The organism is Burkholderia sp. AU16741 (genome assembly GCF_002223345.1).
In the GTDB taxonomy this organism is placed as follows: Bacteria; Pseudomonadota; Gammaproteobacteria; order Burkholderiales; family Burkholderiaceae; genus Burkholderia; species Burkholderia sola.
Window position 1 is genome coordinate 1 of the sequence record NZ_NKEZ01000002.1, and the last position, 15979, is coordinate 15979.

The window sequence follows — 15979 nt, forward strand, 5'->3', positions numbered from 1 at the left end:
CATCCCGAACAGGACCGTGAAACGACTCTACGCCGATGATAGTGCGGATTCCCGTGTGAAAGTAGGTAATCGTCAGGCTCCCTAAGCCAAGAACCCCCGCCCGACCAGGCGGGGGTTTTTGCATTTCAGCGTCCTAAAAAGCGCGCAGCGAAGCGTTACCGAGGCTACGTCCGTCGGCCTGCCCCTGACGCAAGCCATCGCAACATCAAACTCCCTCCCTCGCTTCCATCTCCGGCGATTCCGACGATTACTGCTCGTATCCTCGGTCAAGACCGCTCTTGGCTCCTCGCTGCGTATCGTCAAGCGCGATCGTGCGACCCACCTTCCGCTTCCTGCAGTCCGCCATCTCGTCCTCTTGACTTTGATCAAAGCGACCCGACCAAGGGGCCGGCAGCGCCGTGTGTATAGCGGCTCGGACAAGACCAAAATCGGCGCGGATCCTTTCGACATCCGCTCGTCCACTGCCCTTTAACGCGTAAATTTCCTCGATGAGCGAACAGGCTGCACCGCCCACGCGGTTTTGCCATTCACCCATCGGCTTGAACTATGTGCTGTCTGCGCCGACGCCTGGAGGCGTTCGGCGCGTATCGTACTCGGGTCGCCGAATGGGGGGGGCTCCGACAGGTGAACGCGGGTGCGCCGTGTTTGGACCTTGATCCCGCATCAGCTCGAGCATTGCCGGACACGGACAGCGCACGTTGGATGTCGACGCTTTGACGCCACATATCGGTTTTGTAACGACTTCGGGCGCATGAGGTGCGGCGAGAGGTGCCTGCGTCGAATCCGGTGCGGATAGTCGCGTTCAGCTGGGCAAGGCGGGCGAGGCGCACGACCAGTTGCGATGTCGGCTGTACGCCGAGGATTTGCCGCGATAAGCCGGCGAGCGGCGTTAGGTGGCCTCAACGAAGGGGCGTAAGGCGTCGAGCGGAAGGATCATTTGGCGCGGCGGTAGCGACGTTATGGGGACTGCCGGACCTCGCGCACGTCGTTGCCGAGTAGCGGCTGCAAGCATCGCAAAGCCCGCAGAATTGCCGGATGTATCCTGCGGGACGTCGCCGGACCAGCGCGTGCTGATTCACCGGTTGTGCGCGCTGCACGACGACCGCCAACCCGTGTACCCGGCATCGAGTGCGGCCTTCAACTGTTGATGAACCCCAGGCGCCGGGCATACCTCTTGGTCCTCGTGGCGAAGCCGTTAGCCAGGGCCTGAAGTCGGATCGTCCCGGTCGGCCTCGTGCGGCACCGGGGTGCTTGCCGGCGCTCTGCTGCGTCCGGTTGCGACCGCGAAGAATGTCGTTTCAGAGCAAGCGGGCGCTCGGCGATTTGCACTAGCGTAGGAGAGTAATTCCGGACGGTATCGTGCGTTCCGATGAAGCCGCGAAGGAACGCAGCAGCGACCGAATTCGATGACGGAGCCGGCCCGCTGCAATCGCCGGAACGGTGAAGGTCTTGCCCATACGCGGGACCCGCAGCAATCGACGCCAGGCGATCCGCGGCTCCGCTGCAGGGCGCTTTATTCGGAGCCGGAAGCGTCCCGACCCTCCCGCAAACAACCGCCAGCCGGCTCATCAAAGCCGCCCGGCACGAAATTTGCCGAAATTTTGTGTCTACCCGCTTGGCATTGTGCGAAAGAGGCCGTATGATGGCGGTCTTTCGTTTTTAGCGCGGATGCAGATCGGCGTTGAAGGCGGAGTCTGACGAAGATGTGGCGCCGGTCGGCAACATCTCGCGCTTGCCTTAGCCGGGCGAGGGCGGGATCGGCGGGAAGCAGAAGTCGGGAAGAAAGTGAAAATAATCTTCCGGATGTGCTTGACAGGAGCGTGATGCACCCCCATAATCGTCAGTTCTCTACGGAGGGGTGCCCGAGTGGCTAAAGGGGGCAGACTGTAAATCTGTTGGCTTACGCCTACGTTGGTTCGAATCCAACCTCCTCCACCAAGATATCAGCGCAGTGAGCGGCAAGGAATCGTTAGTGGCCCGTGCGGGTGTAGCTCAATGGTAGAGCAGAAGCCTTCCAAGCTTACGACGAGGGTTCGATTCCCTTCACCCGCTCCAGACCGCTAAGTTGAAGCGTAGCGCCCATGTGGCTCAGTGGTAGAGCACTCCCTTGGTAAGGGAGAGGTCGGCAGTTCGATCCTGCCCATGGGCACCAGCAGTAAAAAGTCAGTGTCTTGTTTGCGCGCGGCGCAACCTGTGAAATTCCTTTTGGGAGTTGAAAATGGCCAAGGAAAAGTTTGAGCGGACCAAGCCGCACGTGAACGTTGGTACGATTGGTCACGTTGACCACGGCAAGACGACGCTGACGGCAGCGATCACGACGGTTCTGACGAAGAAGTTCGGCGGGGAAGCGAAGGCGTACGACCAGATCGACGCGGCACCGGAAGAAAAGGCGCGCGGCATCACGATCAACACGGCGCACGTCGAGTACGAAACGGCTAACCGCCACTACGCACACGTCGACTGCCCGGGCCACGCTGACTATGTGAAGAACATGATCACGGGCGCAGCGCAGATGGACGGCGCGATCCTGGTTTGCTCGGCAGCAGACGGCCCGATGCCGCAAACGCGTGAGCACATCCTGCTGGCGCGTCAGGTTGGCGTTCCGTACATCATCGTGTTCCTGAACAAGTGCGACATGGTGGACGACGCTGAACTGCTCGAGCTGGTCGAGATGGAAGTTCGCGAACTGCTGTCGAAGTACGACTTCCCGGGCGACGACACGCCGATCGTGAAGGGTTCGGCCAAGCTGGCGCTGGAAGGCGACACGGGCGAGCTGGGCGAAGTGGCGATCATGAGCCTGGCCGACGCGCTGGACACGTACATCCCGACGCCGGAGCTTGCGGTTGACGGTGCGTTCCTGATGCCGGTGGAAGACGTGTTCTCGATCTCGGGCCGCGGTACGGTGGTGACGGGTCGTGTCGAGCGCGGCATCGTGAAGGTCGGCGAGGAAATCGAAATCGTCGGTATCAAGCCGACGGTGAAGACGACCTGCACGGGCGTTGAAATGTTCCGCAAGCTGCTGGACCAAGGTCAAGCGGGCGACAACGTGGGTATCCTGCTGCGCGGCACGAAGCGTGAAGACGTGGAGCGTGGCCAGGTTCTGGCGAAGCCGGGTTCGATCACGCCGCACACGCACTTCACGGCTGAAGTGTACGTGCTGAGCAAGGACGAAGGCGGCCGTCACACGCCGTTCTTCAACAACTACCGTCCGCAGTTCTACTTCCGTACGACGGACGTGACGGGCTCGATCGAGCTGCCGAAGGACAAGGAAATGGTGATGCCGGGCGACAACGTGTCGATCACGGTGAAGCTGATCGCTCCGATCGCGATGGAAGAAGGTCTGCGCTTCGCGATCCGCGAAGGCGGCCGTACGGTCGGCGCCGGCGTCGTCGCCAAGATCATCGAGTAAGCCAGTTATTCGTTGATCGACAGTTTTGGGGCTGGCATCAGCCGGCCCCAGCATGGTTTAGGGGTATAGCTCAACTGGCAGAGCGTCGGTCTCCAAAACCGAAGGTTGGGGGTTCGATTCCCTCTGCCCCTGCCAAAAATCGCCACGTGTCCCACGTGGCATTTGTTTTAAGGTGTTATGGCGAATCCATCCGTCGAAACTGTAAATACCTCCGGCGATAAGCTGATGCTGGCCCTGGGCGTATTGCTGGTGTTGGCCGGATTCGTGGGCTTCTTCTGGCTGGCCAATCAGCAGTGGTATGTCCGCGGTGCCGCATTGGCGGTAGGTATCATCGCCGGCGTGGCCGTCGGGCTGATGTCCGCCCCTGGCAAGAGCCTCATCGCGTTTGCCAAGGATTCGTACAAGGAAGTCCGGAAGGTCGTATGGCCCACCCGCAAGGAAGCAACGCAAACCACACTCGTCGTGTTCGGTTTCGTGCTCGTGATGGCGATTTTCCTCTGGTTGAGTGACAAATCGATCGAATGGGTGATTTTCTCGGCGATTCTGGGTTGGAAATGATATGAGCGATACTCCGGCATCCCCGAGCGGAAAGCGTTGGTACGTCGTGCACGCCTACTCCGGTATGGAGAAGAGCGTGCAACGCGCGCTTCAAGAGCGCATCGAACGTGCTGGCATGCAAGACAAATTCGGTCAGATTCTAGTTCCGACCGAAGAAGTGGTCGAAGTCAAAGGTGGTCACAAGGCTGTGACCGAGCGTCGTTTCTTCCCCGGCTACGTGCTGGTGGAAATGGAAATGACGGACGAAACGTGGCACCTCGTGAAGAACACCGCGAAGGTCACCGGTTTCGTCGGCGGTGCGCGTAACCGCCCGACCCCGATTTCCCCGAAGGAAGTCGAGAAGATCATGTCGCAGATGCAGGAAGGCGTCGAAAAACCGCGCCCGAAGACCCTGTTCGAAGTCGGCGAGATGGTGCGTGTCAAGGAAGGCCCGTTCACGGACTTCAACGGCACCGTCGAAGAAGTCAACTACGAAAAATCGCGCGTGCGTGTGTCGGTCACCATTTTTGGCCGCTCTACCCCGGTCGAACTCGAGTTCGGCCAGGTCGAAAAAGTTTGATCCCGATTCGGTGGGCAGCCTCGGCTGCCCACCTTCGCGCTTACGGCCCGCGTCATGGCCGTTGAGGAGCGTCAGTAGCCAGCGGCGAAAGCGCGTTATCACTCACCGAACGCCTTCTCCGGCGTTCCAATGAGGTTTCAAATGGCAAAGAAGATTATCGGCTTTATCAAGCTGCAGATCCCTGCAGGTAAAGCCAACCCGTCGCCGCCGGTCGGTCCGGCACTGGGCCAGCGCGGCCTGAACATCATGGAGTTCTGCAAGGCGTTCAACGCGCAGACTCAAGGCATGGAGCCGGGTCTGCCGGTGCCGGTGGTCATCACGGCATTCGCTGACAAGAGCTTCACGTTCGTGATGAAGACGCCGCCGGCAACCGTCCTGATCAAGAAGGCGGCGAAGGTGGACAAGGGCTCGAGCAAGCCGCACACCGACAAGGTCGGTTCGATCACGCGCGCTCAAGCCGAAGAAATCGCGAAGACCAAGATGCCGGACCTTACGGCAGCTGATCTGGACGCAGCCGTTCGCACCATCGCTGGTAGCGCACGCTCGATGGGTATCACTGTGGAGGGCGTGTAAATGGCTAAGATCTCCAAGCGCCGTCAGGCATTTGCCGCCAAGGTCGACCGTCAGAAGCTGTACGCGATCGAAGACGCACTGAGCCTCGTGAAGGAATGCGCGAGCGCGAAGTTCGACGAGTCGATCGACGTCGCAGTCCAGCTCGGCATCGATGCGAAGAAGTCGGACCAGGTCGTTCGTGGTTCGGTCGTTCTGCCGGCAGGTACGGGCAAGTCGGTTCGCGTTGCCGTGTTCGCGCAAGGCGAAAAGGCCGAGCAGGCACGTGCGGCAGGCGCGGAAATCGTCGGTATGGAAGACCTGGCTGAGCAGATCAAGGCCGGCCAGATGGACTTCGACATCGTGATCGCTTCGCCGGACACGATGCGTATCGTCGGTACGCTCGGCCAGATCCTCGGCCCGCGCGGCCTGATGCCGAACCCGAAGGTCGGTACGGTCACGCCGGACGTCGCAACCGCCGTCAAGAACGCGAAGGCCGGTCAGGTGCAATTCCGTGTCGACAAGGCCGGTATCATCCACGCGACCATCGGCCGTGCATCGTTCGAGCCGACCGCGCTGCGTTCGAACCTGTCGGCGCTGATCGAAGCGCTGCAGAAGGCGAAGCCGGCAACGAGCAAGGGCGTGTACCTGCGCAAGATCGCACTGTCGAGCACGATGGGCGTCGGCGTGCGTGTCGACCAGGCTACGCTGGCAGCGCAGTAAGCAAGTATTCGGGCCGCTTCGTTCGCGAGGCGGCCTACATGGGCTTTGGGCGGTTGTTCGTGCAGTAGGGCGAACAACCGGTTATCAAAGACCGTTGGTGGGGCGCAGCAGGCAGGCGATCCCTTAATTCAAGCCAACGCAGATGGCGAACCCGAAAAAGTTTTGCAGTGGTGAAGCCGCATGCCGCGAAGCGATTCGCGGCATGAGGTGGAAATACTCCTAACGAGGTCGGACGCCGTTGTTGAACGAGGTACGTGAGGTTTCGGCCATACCGGCCGCGTCGAACGTATCGTTTCTGGAGGCTAACCGTGCCGCTTAATAGAGAAGACAAGCAAGCCGTCGTCGCTGAGGTTTCCGCGCAAGTCGCGAAGGCCCAGACCGTTGTGCTGGCTGAGTATCGTGGAATTGCGGTTGGCGATCTGACCAAGCTGCGCGCGAAAGCGCGTGAGCAACAGGTTTACCTGCGCGTGTTGAAGAACACGCTGGCGCGTCGCGCCGTCGAAGGTACGCCTTTTGCTCCGCTGGCAGAGCAGATGACTGGTCCCCTGATCTACGGCATCTCGGAAGATGCCATTGCTGCTGCCAAGGTCGTCAACGACTTCAGCAAGAGCAATGAAAAGTTGGTCATCAAGGCTGGTTCGTTCGATGGCAAGGTGATGGACAAGGCTGGCGTGCAAGCGCTGGCAAGCATCCCGAGCCGCGAAGAACTGCTCTCGAAGCTGCTGTTCGTTATGCAATCGCCTGTTTCGGGCTTCGCGCGTGCTCTCGCCGCGCTGGCCGAGAAGAAGCAAGCGGAAGCTGCGTAAGCGAACGTGCATCAGCGTTACTGATCGCTGGCTGTATCCGAATTCAATTTAGGAGTATTTCAAATGGCAATCGCAAAAGAAGACATCCTGGCAGCAGTCGAAGGGATGACCGTTCTGGAACTGAACGAACTGGTCAAGGCGTTCGAAGAGAAGTTTGGCGTGTCGGCAGCTGCAGTGGCAGTCGCTGGCCCGGCAGGCGGCGGCGCAGCTGCTGCAGCAGAAGAGAAGACCGAATTCACGGTCGTCCTGGCTGAAGCCGGCGCCAACAAGGTGTCGGTCATCAAGGCCGTTCGCGAACTGACGGGCCTGGGCCTGAAGGAAGCGAAGGACCTGGTTGACGGTGCACCGAAGCCCGTCAAGGAAGGCGTCGACAAGGCTGCTGCTGAAGAAGCCAAGAAGAAGCTGGAAGAAGCTGGCGCGAAGGTCGAAGTCAAGTAAGTTTCGGCGCGCTGTGCGAAGGCTGGCGGTATTTTCACCGCCGGCCTTTTTGTGCTTTGTGGGGACGTTATTCTGGCACTCATTCGGGAGCCCGAATAATCGGCCCCAGAAGCCAAAGAAAACCGCCTGGTCGTTGTGGTGAGTCACTCACGATTGGCGGTTCTCTTTGTCTTCTGAAGCGACTGCAGAAGGCAAGTTTGGTCGGGTAGCGGGCAACACAGGCATCCGCTGCCGTCAGCCAGCGGTTGGTAGCGGCCAACCACCAAGCTTCTCGGCTCGTTCAAGCCGTCGAACGGCCATCGGGTCTCAGTCGGTGAACACTCGGGTTTGAAACGTCCAGGTATTCCGCCTCGATAGCACCCGCCGTGATTCGGAGATCGTATGCAATATTCCTTCACCGAGAAGAAGCGCATTCGCAAGAGTTTCGCGAAGCGCCCCATCGTTCACCAAGTTCCGTTCTTGCTGGCTACCCAGCTTGAATCATTCAGCACGTTTCTGCAAGCCGATGTGCCCGCGACGCAACGTAAGCCTGAGGGTTTGCAGGCCGCGTTCACATCGGTATTTCCCATTGTTTCGCACAACGGTTTCGCGCGCCTCGAGTTCGTGAGCTATGCGCTGTCCTCGCCGGCATTCAACATCAAGGAATGCCAGCAGCGGGGCCTGACGTACTGCTCCGCGCTGCGCGCGAAGGTCCGCCTCGTCATCCTCGACAAGGAATCGCCGAACAAGCCGGTCGTCAAGGAAGTGAAGGAGCAGGAAGTGTACATGGGCGAAATTCCGCTCATGACGCCGACGGGCTCGTTCGTCATCAACGGCACCGAGCGTGTCATCGTCTCGCAGCTGCACCGTTCGCCGGGCGTGTTCTTCGAACACGACAAGGGCAAGACGCACAGCTCGGGCAAGTTGCTGTTCTCGGCACGGATCATTCCGTACCGCGGCTCGTGGCTCGACTTCGAATTCGATCCGAAGGACATTCTGTACTTCCGCGTCGACCGTCGCCGCAAGATGCCGGTCACGATCCTGCTGAAGGCCATCGGCCTGACGCCGGAACAGATCCTCGCGAACTTCTTCGTGTTCGACAACTTCACGCTGATGGACGAAGGCGCGCAACTCGAGTTCGTGCCCGAGCGTCTGCGTGGCGAAGTCGCGCGCTTCGACATCACGGATCGTGATGGCAAGGTCATCGTCCAGAAGGACAAGCGGATCAACGCGAAGCACATTCGCGACCTCGAAGCCGCGAAGACCAAGTTCATCTCGGTGCCGGAAGACTACCTGCTCGGCCGCGTGCTGGCGAAGAACGTCGTCGACGGCGACACCGGCGAAGTGATCGCGAGCGCGAACGACGAAGTCACGGAAAGCGTGCTCGAGAAGCTGCGCGAAGCGGGCATCAAGGACATCCAGACGCTCTACACGAACGATCTGGACCAGGGCCCGTACATCTCGTCGACGCTGCGTGTCGACGAAACGACCGACAAGACGGCCGCGCGCATCGCGATCTACCGCATGATGCGTCCGGGCGAGCCGCCGACCGAAGAAGCGGTCGAGGCGCTGTTCAACCGTCTGTTCTACAGCGAAGAAGCGTACGACCTGTCGAAGGTCGGCCGCATGAAGTTCAACCGCCGCGTCGGCCGCGACGAGATCGTCGGCCCGATGACGCTGCAGGACGACGACATCCTCGCGACGATCAAGATCCTCGTCGAGCTGCGCAACGGCAAGGGCGAAGTGGACGACATCGACCACCTCGGCAACCGTCGCGTGCGTTGCGTCGGCGAACTGGCGGAAAACCAGTTCCGCGCGGGTCTCGTGCGTGTCGAGCGCGCGGTCAAGGAACGCCTCGGCCAGGCCGAAAGCGAAAACCTGATGCCGCACGACCTGATCAACTCGAAGCCGATTTCGTCGGCGATCCGCGAGTTCTTCGGTTCGTCGCAGCTGTCGCAGTTCATGGACCAGACCAACCCGCTGTCGGAAATCACGCACAAGCGCCGTGTTTCCGCACTGGGCCCGGGCGGTCTGACGCGCGAGCGCGCAGGCTTCGAAGTTCGTGACGTGCACCCGACCCACTACGGTCGCGTGTGCCCGATCGAAACGCCGGAAGGTCCGAACATCGGCCTGATCAACTCGCTCGCGCTGTACGCGCACCTGAACGAGTACGGCTTCCTCGAGACGCCGTACCGCAAGGTCGTGGACAGCAAGGTGACCGACCAGATCGACTACCTGTCGGCGATCGAGGAAGGCCGCTACATGATCGCGCAGGCGAACGCCGCGATCGACGAGAACGGCCAGCTGATCGACGAACTCGTGTCGTCGCGCGAAGCCGGCGAAACGATGATGGTCACGCCGGATCGTATCCAGTACATGGACGTCGCGCCGTCGCAGATCGTGTCGGTGGCAGCCTCGCTGATTCCGTTCCTCGAGCACGATGACGCGAACCGTGCACTGATGGGTTCGAACATGCAGCGTCAGGCCGTGCCGTGTCTGCGTCCGGAAAAGCCGGTCGTCGGTACGGGCATCGAGCGCACCTGCGCGGTCGACTCGGGTACGACGGTCCAGGCGTTCCGCGGCGGTGTGGTCGACTACGTCGACGCAGGCCGTATCGTGATTCGCGTGAACGACGACGAAGCGGTCGCGGGTGAAGTCGGTGTCGACATCTACAACCTGATCAAGTACACGCGTTCGAACCAGAACACGAACATCAACCAGCGTCCGATCGTGAAGATGGGCGACAAGGTCTCGCGCGGCGACGTGCTGGCCGACGGCGCCTCGACGGACCTGGGCGAGCTCGCGCTCGGCCAGAACATGCTGATCGCGTTCATGCCGTGGAACGGCTACAACTTCGAGGATTCGATCCTGATCTCGGAGAAGGTGGTCGCGGACGATCGCTACACGTCGATTCACATCGAAGAGCTGAACGTCGTCGCACGCGACACGAAGCTCGGGCCGGAAGAAATCACGCGCGACATCTCGAACCTGGCGGAAGTCCAGCTCGGCCGTCTCGACGAATCGGGCATCGTGTACATCGGTGCTGAAGTCGAAGCAGGCGACGTGCTGGTCGGCAAGGTCACGCCGAAGGGCGAGACCCAGCTGACGCCGGAAGAGAAGCTGCTGCGCGCGATCTTCGGCGAGAAGGCTTCGGACGTGAAGGACACGTCGCTGCGCGTGCCGTCGGGCATGAGCGGCACCGTGATCGACGTCCAGGTGTTCACGCGTGAAGGCATCCAGCGCGACAAGCGTGCGCAACAGATCATCGACGACGAGCTGAAGCGCTACCGTCTCGACCTGAACGACCAGCTGCGCATCGTGGAAGGCGACGCGTTCCAGCGTCTCGCGCGCATGCTCGTGGGCAAGGTCGCGAACGGCGGTCCGAAGAAGCTCGCGAAGGGCACGAAGATCGACCAGGCTTACCTGGAAGACCTCGACCACTACCACTGGTTCGACATCCGCCTGGCGGACGACGAGGCAGCGGCGTCGCTCGAAGCGATCAAGAACTCGATCGAAGAGAAGCGTCACCAGTTCGACCTCGCGTTCGAAGAGAAGCGCAAGAAGCTCACGCAAGGCGACGAACTGCCGCCGGGCGTGCTGAAGATGGTCAAGGTGTACCTCGCGGTGAAGCGCCGTCTGCAGCCGGGCGACAAGATGGCAGGTCGTCACGGTAACAAGGGCGTCGTGTCGAAGATCGTCCCGATCGAAGACATGCCGTACATGGCCGACGGCCGTCCGGCAGACGTCGTGCTGAACCCGCTCGGCGTGCCGTCGCGGATGAACGTGGGTCAGGTTCTGGAAGTGCACCTCGGCTGGGCCGCGAAGGGCCTCGGCTGGCGTATCGGCGAAATGCTGCAGCGTCAGGCGAAGATCGAGGAACTGCGCACGTTCCTGACGAAGATCTACAACGAGTCGGGCCGCCAGGAAGATCTGGAAAGCTTCACCGACGACGAGATCCTCGAACTCGCGAAGAACCTGCGCGAAGGCGTGCCGTTCGCGACGCCGGTGTTCGACGGTGCGACCGAGGAAGAAATGGGCAAGATGCTCAACCTCGCGTTCCCGGACGACATCGCCGAACAGCTCGGCATGAACCCGTCGAAGAACCAGGTTCGCCTGTACGACGGCCGCACGGGTGAAATGTTCGAACGTCGCGTGACGCTCGGCTACATGCACTACCTGAAGCTGCACCACTTGGTCGACGACAAGATGCACGCACGTTCGACCGGCCCGTACTCGCTCGTCACGCAGCAGCCGCTGGGTGGTAAGGCGCAGTTCGGTGGCCAGCGTTTCGGTGAAATGGAAGTGTGGGCGCTCGAAGCGTACGGCGCGTCCTACGTGCTGCAGGAAATGCTGACGGTGAAGTCGGACGACGTGACCGGCCGGACGAAGGTGTACGAAAACCTCGTCAAGGGCGATCACGTGATCGATGCAGGCATGCCGGAATCCTTCAACGTGCTCGTGAAGGAAATCCGCTCGCTCGGTATCGATATCGATCTCGACCGCAATTAATCGGACTACGGAGAGAAAGCAATGAAAGCTCTGCTCGATCTATTCAAGCAAGTCCAACAGGAAGAAGTTTTCGACGCGATCAAGATCGGTCTGGCCTCGCCCGACAAGATCCGTTCGTGGTCGTTCGGCGAAGTGAAGAAGCCGGAGACCATCAACTACCGTACGTTCAAGCCGGAACGCGATGGTCTGTTCTGCGCGAAGATCTTCGGGCCGATCAAGGACTACGAGTGCCTGTGCGGCAAGTACAAGCGCCTGAAGCACCGCGGCGTGATCTGCGAGAAGTGCGGCGTCGAAGTGACGCTGGCGAAGGTGCGTCGCGAACGGATGGGCCACATCGAGCTGGCCTCGCCGGTCGCGCACATCTGGTTCCTGAAGTCGCTGCCGTCGCGTCTGGGCATGGTGCTCGACATGACGCTGCGCGACATCGAACGCGTGCTGTACTTCGAAGCGTACGTGGTGATCGAACCGGGCATGACGCCGCTGAAGGCGCGGCAGATCATGACCGAAGAGGATTACTACAACAAGGTCGAGGAATACGGCGACGAATTCCGTGCCGAGATGGGCGCGGAAGGCGTGCGTGAACTGCTGCGCGCGATCAACATCGACGAGCAGGTCGAGACGCTGCGCACCGAGCTGAAGAACACCGGCTCGGAAGCGAAGATCAAGAAGTACGCGAAGCGCCTGAAGGTCCTCGAGGCATTCCAGCGCTCGGGCATCAAGCCCGAGTGGATGATCCTCGAAGTGCTGCCGGTGCTGCCGCCGGAACTGCGTCCGCTCGTGCCGCTGGATGGCGGCCGTTTCGCGACGTCGGACCTGAACGACCTGTATCGCCGCGTGATCAACCGTAACAACCGGTTGAAGCGCCTGCTCGAGCTGAAGGCCCCTGAAATCATCGTCCGCAACGAAAAGCGGATGCTGCAGGAAGCCGTCGACTCGCTGCTCGACAACGGTCGTCGCGGCAAGGCGATGACGGGCGCGAACAAGCGTCCGCTGAAGTCGCTCGCCGACATGATCAAGGGCAAGGGCGGTCGTTTCCGTCAGAACCTGCTGGGCAAGCGCGTCGACTACTCGGGCCGTTCGGTCATCGTGGTCGGCCCGACGCTGAAGCTGCACCAGTGCGGCCTGCCGAAGCTGATGGCGCTCGAGCTGTTCAAGCCGTTCATCTTCAACAAGCTGGAAGTGATGGGCGTCGCTACGACCATCAAGGCTGCGAAGAAGGAAGTCGAGAACCAGACGCCGGTGGTGTGGGACATCCTCGAAGAGGTGATCCGCGAGCACCCGGTGATGCTGAACCGTGCGCCGACGCTGCACCGTCTCGGTATCCAGGCGTTCGAGCCGGTGCTGATCGAAGGCAAGGCGATCCAGCTGCACCCGCTCGTCTGCGCGGCGTTCAACGCCGACTTCGACGGTGACCAGATGGCCGTTCACGTGCCGCTGTCGCTCGAAGCGCAGATGGAAGCGCGCACGCTGATGCTCGCGTCGAACAACGTGCTGTTCCCGGCCAACGGCGATCCGTCGATCGTGCCGTCGCAGGATATCGTGCTGGGTCTGTACTACGCGACCCGCGAAGCGGTCAACGGCAAGGGCGAAGGCCTGTCGTTCACGGGCGTGTCGGAAGTCATCCGCGCGTACGAGAACAAGGAAGTCGAGCTGGCCTCGCGCGTCAACGTGCGGATCACCGAAATGGTCCACAACGAAGACAAGTCGGAAGGCGCGCCGCCGTTCGTGCCGAAGATCTCGCTGTACGCGACGACCGTCGGTCGCGCGATCCTGTCGGAGATCCTGCCGCACGGCCTGCCGTTCTCGGTGCTGAACAAGCCGCTGAAGAAGAAGGAAATCTCGCGCCTGATCAACACGGCGTTCCGCAAGTGCGGTCTGCGCGCGACGGTCGTGTTTGCCGACCAGCTGATGCAGTCGGGTTTCCGTCTCGCGACGCGTGCCGGCATTTCGATCTGCGTGGACGACATGCTCGTGCCGCCGCAGAAGGAAACGATCGTCGGCGACGCCGCGAAGAAGGTGAAGGAGTACGACCGCCAGTACATGTCGGGTCTCGTCACCGCGCAGGAACGCTACAACAACGTGGTCGACATCTGGTCGGCAACGTCGGAAGCGGTCGGCAAGGCGATGATGGAGCAGCTGTCGACGGAGCCGGTGACGGACCGCGACGGCAACGAGACGCGCCAGGAGTCGTTCAACTCGATCTACATGATGGCCGACTCGGGCGCCCGGGGTTCGGCGGTGCAGATTCGTCAGCTGGCCGGTATGCGCGGCCTGATGGCGAAGCCGGACGGCTCGATTATCGAGACGCCGATTACCGCGAACTTCCGCGAAGGTCTGAACGTGTTGCAGTACTTCATCTCGACCCACGGTGCACGTAAGGGTCTGGCTGATACGGCACTGAAGACCGCGAACTCGGGTTACCTGACGCGTCGTCTGGTCGACGTCACGCAGGATCTGGTCGTGGTGGAAGACGATTGCGGCACGTCGAACGGCGTGGCGATGAAGGCGCTGGTCGAAGGCGGTGAAGTCGTCGAAGCGCTGCGCGACCGTATCCTCGGCCGCGTCGCGGTCGCGGACGTCGTGAACCCGGAAACGCAGGAAACGCTGTACGAATCGGGCACGCTGCTCGACGAAACGGCGGTCGAGGAAATCGAACGCCTCGGCATCGACGAAGTGCGCGTGCGCACGCCGCTGACCTGCGAAACGCGTTACGGCCTGTGCGCGGCCTGCTACGGCCGCGACCTCGGCCGCGGCTCGCTCGTGAACGTCGGCGAAGCCGTCGGCGTGATCGCGGCGCAGTCGATCGGCGAACCGGGCACGCAGCTGACGATGCGTACGTTCCACATCGGTGGTGCGGCATCGCGTGCGGCAGTGGCCTCGTCGGTCGAGGCGAAGAGCAACGGTATCGTCCGCTTCACGGCGACGATGCGCTACGTCACGAACGCGAAGGGCGAGCAGATCGTCATTTCGCGTTCGGGCGAAGCGATGATCACCGACGACTTCGGTCGCGAGCGCGAGCGTCACAAAGTGCCGTACGGCGCGACGCTGCTGCAGCTCGACGGCGCGACGATCAAGGCCGGCACGCAGCTCGCCACGTGGGATCCGCTGACGCGCCCGATCATCACCGAGTACGGTGGTACGGTGAAGTTCGAGAACGTCGAGGAAGGCGTGACCGTCGCGAAGCAGATCGACGACGTGACCGGCCTGTCGACGCTGGTCGTGATCGACGTGAAGCGCCGCGGTTCGCAGGCTTCGAAGAGCGTGCGTCCGCAGGTGAAGCTGCTCGACGCGAACGGCGAGGAAGTGAAGATTCCGGGCACGGAACACGCGGTGCAGATCGGCTTCCAGGTCGGCGCGCTGATCACCGTGAAGGATGGCCAGCAGGTGCAGGTCGGTGAAGTGCTCGCACGTATCCCGACGGAAGCGCAGAAGACGCGTGACATTACCGGCGGTCTGCCGCGGGTGGCGGAACTGTTCGAAGCGCGTTCGCCGAAGGATGCCGGCATTCTCGCGGAAGTCACCGGTACGACGTCGTTCGGCAAGGACACGAAGGGCAAGCAGCGTCTCGTCATCACGGACCTCGAGGGCAACCAGCACGAGTTCCTGATCGCGAAGGAAAAGCAGGTTCTGGTTCACGATGCCCAGGTCGTCAACAAGGGCGAAATGATCGTGGACGGTCCGGCCGATCCGCACGACATCCTGCGTCTGCAGGGTATCGAGGCGCTGTCGCGCTACATCGTCGACGAAGTGCAGGACGTGTACCGTCTGCAGGGCGTGAAGATCAACGACAAGCACATCGAGGTGATCGTTCGCCAGATGCTGCGTCGTGTGCAGATCACCGACAACGGCGATACGCGCTTCATCCCGGGCGAACAGGTCGAGCGTTCCGACATGCTGGACGAGAACGATCGCATGATCGCCGAGGGCAAGCGTCCTGCTTCGTACGACAACGTGCTGCTCGGTATCACGAAGGCGTCGCTGTCGACCGACTCGTTCATCTCCGCGGCATCGTTCCAGGAAACGACCCGCGTGCTGACCGAAGCGGCGATCATGGGCAAGCGCGACGATCTGCGCGGCCTGAAGGAAAACGTGATCGTCGGCCGTCTGATTCCGGCCGGTACGGGTCTCGCGTTCCACAAGGCACGCAAGGCGAAGGAATCGTCGGATCGCGAGCGCTTCGACCAGATCGCAGCGGAAGAGGCATTCGACTTCGGCACGCCGAGCGCGCCGGCGGAAGAGCCGCAACACCCGGCAGCCGAGTAAGCGCGGCGCGGCGCAAGCCGCGTTGCCTTGCTATCATCGCTGCCACCGAAACCGCCCGGTTCTGCCGGGCGGTTTTTTTTCATCCTTCGTTCACGCGCATGACGTGCCTGTGCCGCGCCGGCGCATGCGCCGCGATCGCCTTCGGCATGACCGCGACAGGCCCGTGATGCACGCGAACGAACCCTG

Annotated in this window: 9 protein-coding genes and 4 tRNA genes; all 13 read left to right on the forward strand. The window is 61.6% G+C overall.

Annotation, left to right across the window (positions count from 1 at the left end):
- Positions 1-1852 precede the first annotated feature (1852 nt).
- The 13 genes from CFB89_RS01215 (at position 1853) to rpoC (ending at position 15793) form a co-directional block, all read left to right on the forward strand.
- Positions 1853-1938, forward strand: a tRNA-Tyr gene (locus tag CFB89_RS01215).
- A 43-nt stretch (positions 1939-1981) separates the two neighbouring features.
- Positions 1982-2055 (forward strand) — tRNA-Gly (locus CFB89_RS01220).
- A 22-nt stretch (positions 2056-2077) separates the two neighbouring features.
- Positions 2078-2152: transfer RNA gene (locus CFB89_RS01225), tRNA-Thr, on the forward strand.
- 66 nt (positions 2153-2218) lie between these two features.
- On the forward strand, positions 2219-3409 hold the full coding sequence (gene tuf, locus CFB89_RS01230) for an elongation factor Tu (RefSeq protein WP_089466454.1): 1191 nt from the start codon (positions 2219-2221) through the stop codon (positions 3407-3409).
- 59 nt (positions 3410-3468) lie between these two features.
- Positions 3469-3544: transfer RNA gene (locus CFB89_RS01235), tRNA-Trp, on the forward strand.
- Between the two features lie 42 nt (positions 3545-3586).
- Positions 3587-3967: a preprotein translocase subunit SecE gene (gene secE, locus CFB89_RS01240; protein ID WP_006482892.1), complete on the forward strand. Its 381-nt coding sequence runs from the start codon at positions 3587-3589 to the stop codon at positions 3965-3967.
- 1 nt (position 3968) lies between these two features.
- Entirely contained in the window at positions 3969-4526 is a 558-nt protein-coding gene (gene nusG, locus CFB89_RS01245) for a transcription termination/antitermination protein NusG (protein WP_006400672.1), read from the forward strand.
- A 141-nt stretch (positions 4527-4667) separates the two neighbouring features.
- Complete coding sequence (gene rplK / locus CFB89_RS01250; RefSeq protein WP_006477201.1) at positions 4668-5099, forward strand: 50S ribosomal protein L11; 432 nt, start codon at positions 4668-4670, stop codon at positions 5097-5099.
- Positions 5100-5798 (forward strand): 50S ribosomal protein L1, encoded by a 699-nt coding sequence (rplA, locus tag CFB89_RS01255; RefSeq protein WP_006482906.1) that lies wholly within the window; start codon positions 5100-5102, stop codon positions 5796-5798. It abuts the gene before it with no gap.
- A gap of 308 nt (positions 5799-6106) precedes the next feature.
- Entirely contained in the window at positions 6107-6604 is a 498-nt protein-coding gene (gene rplJ, locus CFB89_RS01260) for a 50S ribosomal protein L10 (RefSeq protein ID WP_011546647.1), read from the forward strand.
- Positions 6605-6667: 63 nt separating this feature from the next.
- Entirely contained in the window at positions 6668-7042 is a 375-nt protein-coding gene (rplL, locus tag CFB89_RS01265) for a 50S ribosomal protein L7/L12 (RefSeq protein WP_006477198.1), read from the forward strand.
- A 381-nt stretch (positions 7043-7423) separates the two neighbouring features.
- Entirely contained in the window at positions 7424-11530 is a 4107-nt protein-coding gene (rpoB, locus tag CFB89_RS01270; RefSeq protein WP_089466455.1) for a DNA-directed RNA polymerase subunit beta, read from the forward strand.
- A gap of 21 nt (positions 11531-11551) precedes the next feature.
- On the forward strand, positions 11552-15793 hold the full coding sequence (gene rpoC / locus CFB89_RS01275; RefSeq protein WP_089466456.1) for a DNA-directed RNA polymerase subunit beta': 4242 nt from the start codon (positions 11552-11554) through the stop codon (positions 15791-15793).
- Positions 15794-15979 lie beyond the last annotated feature (186 nt).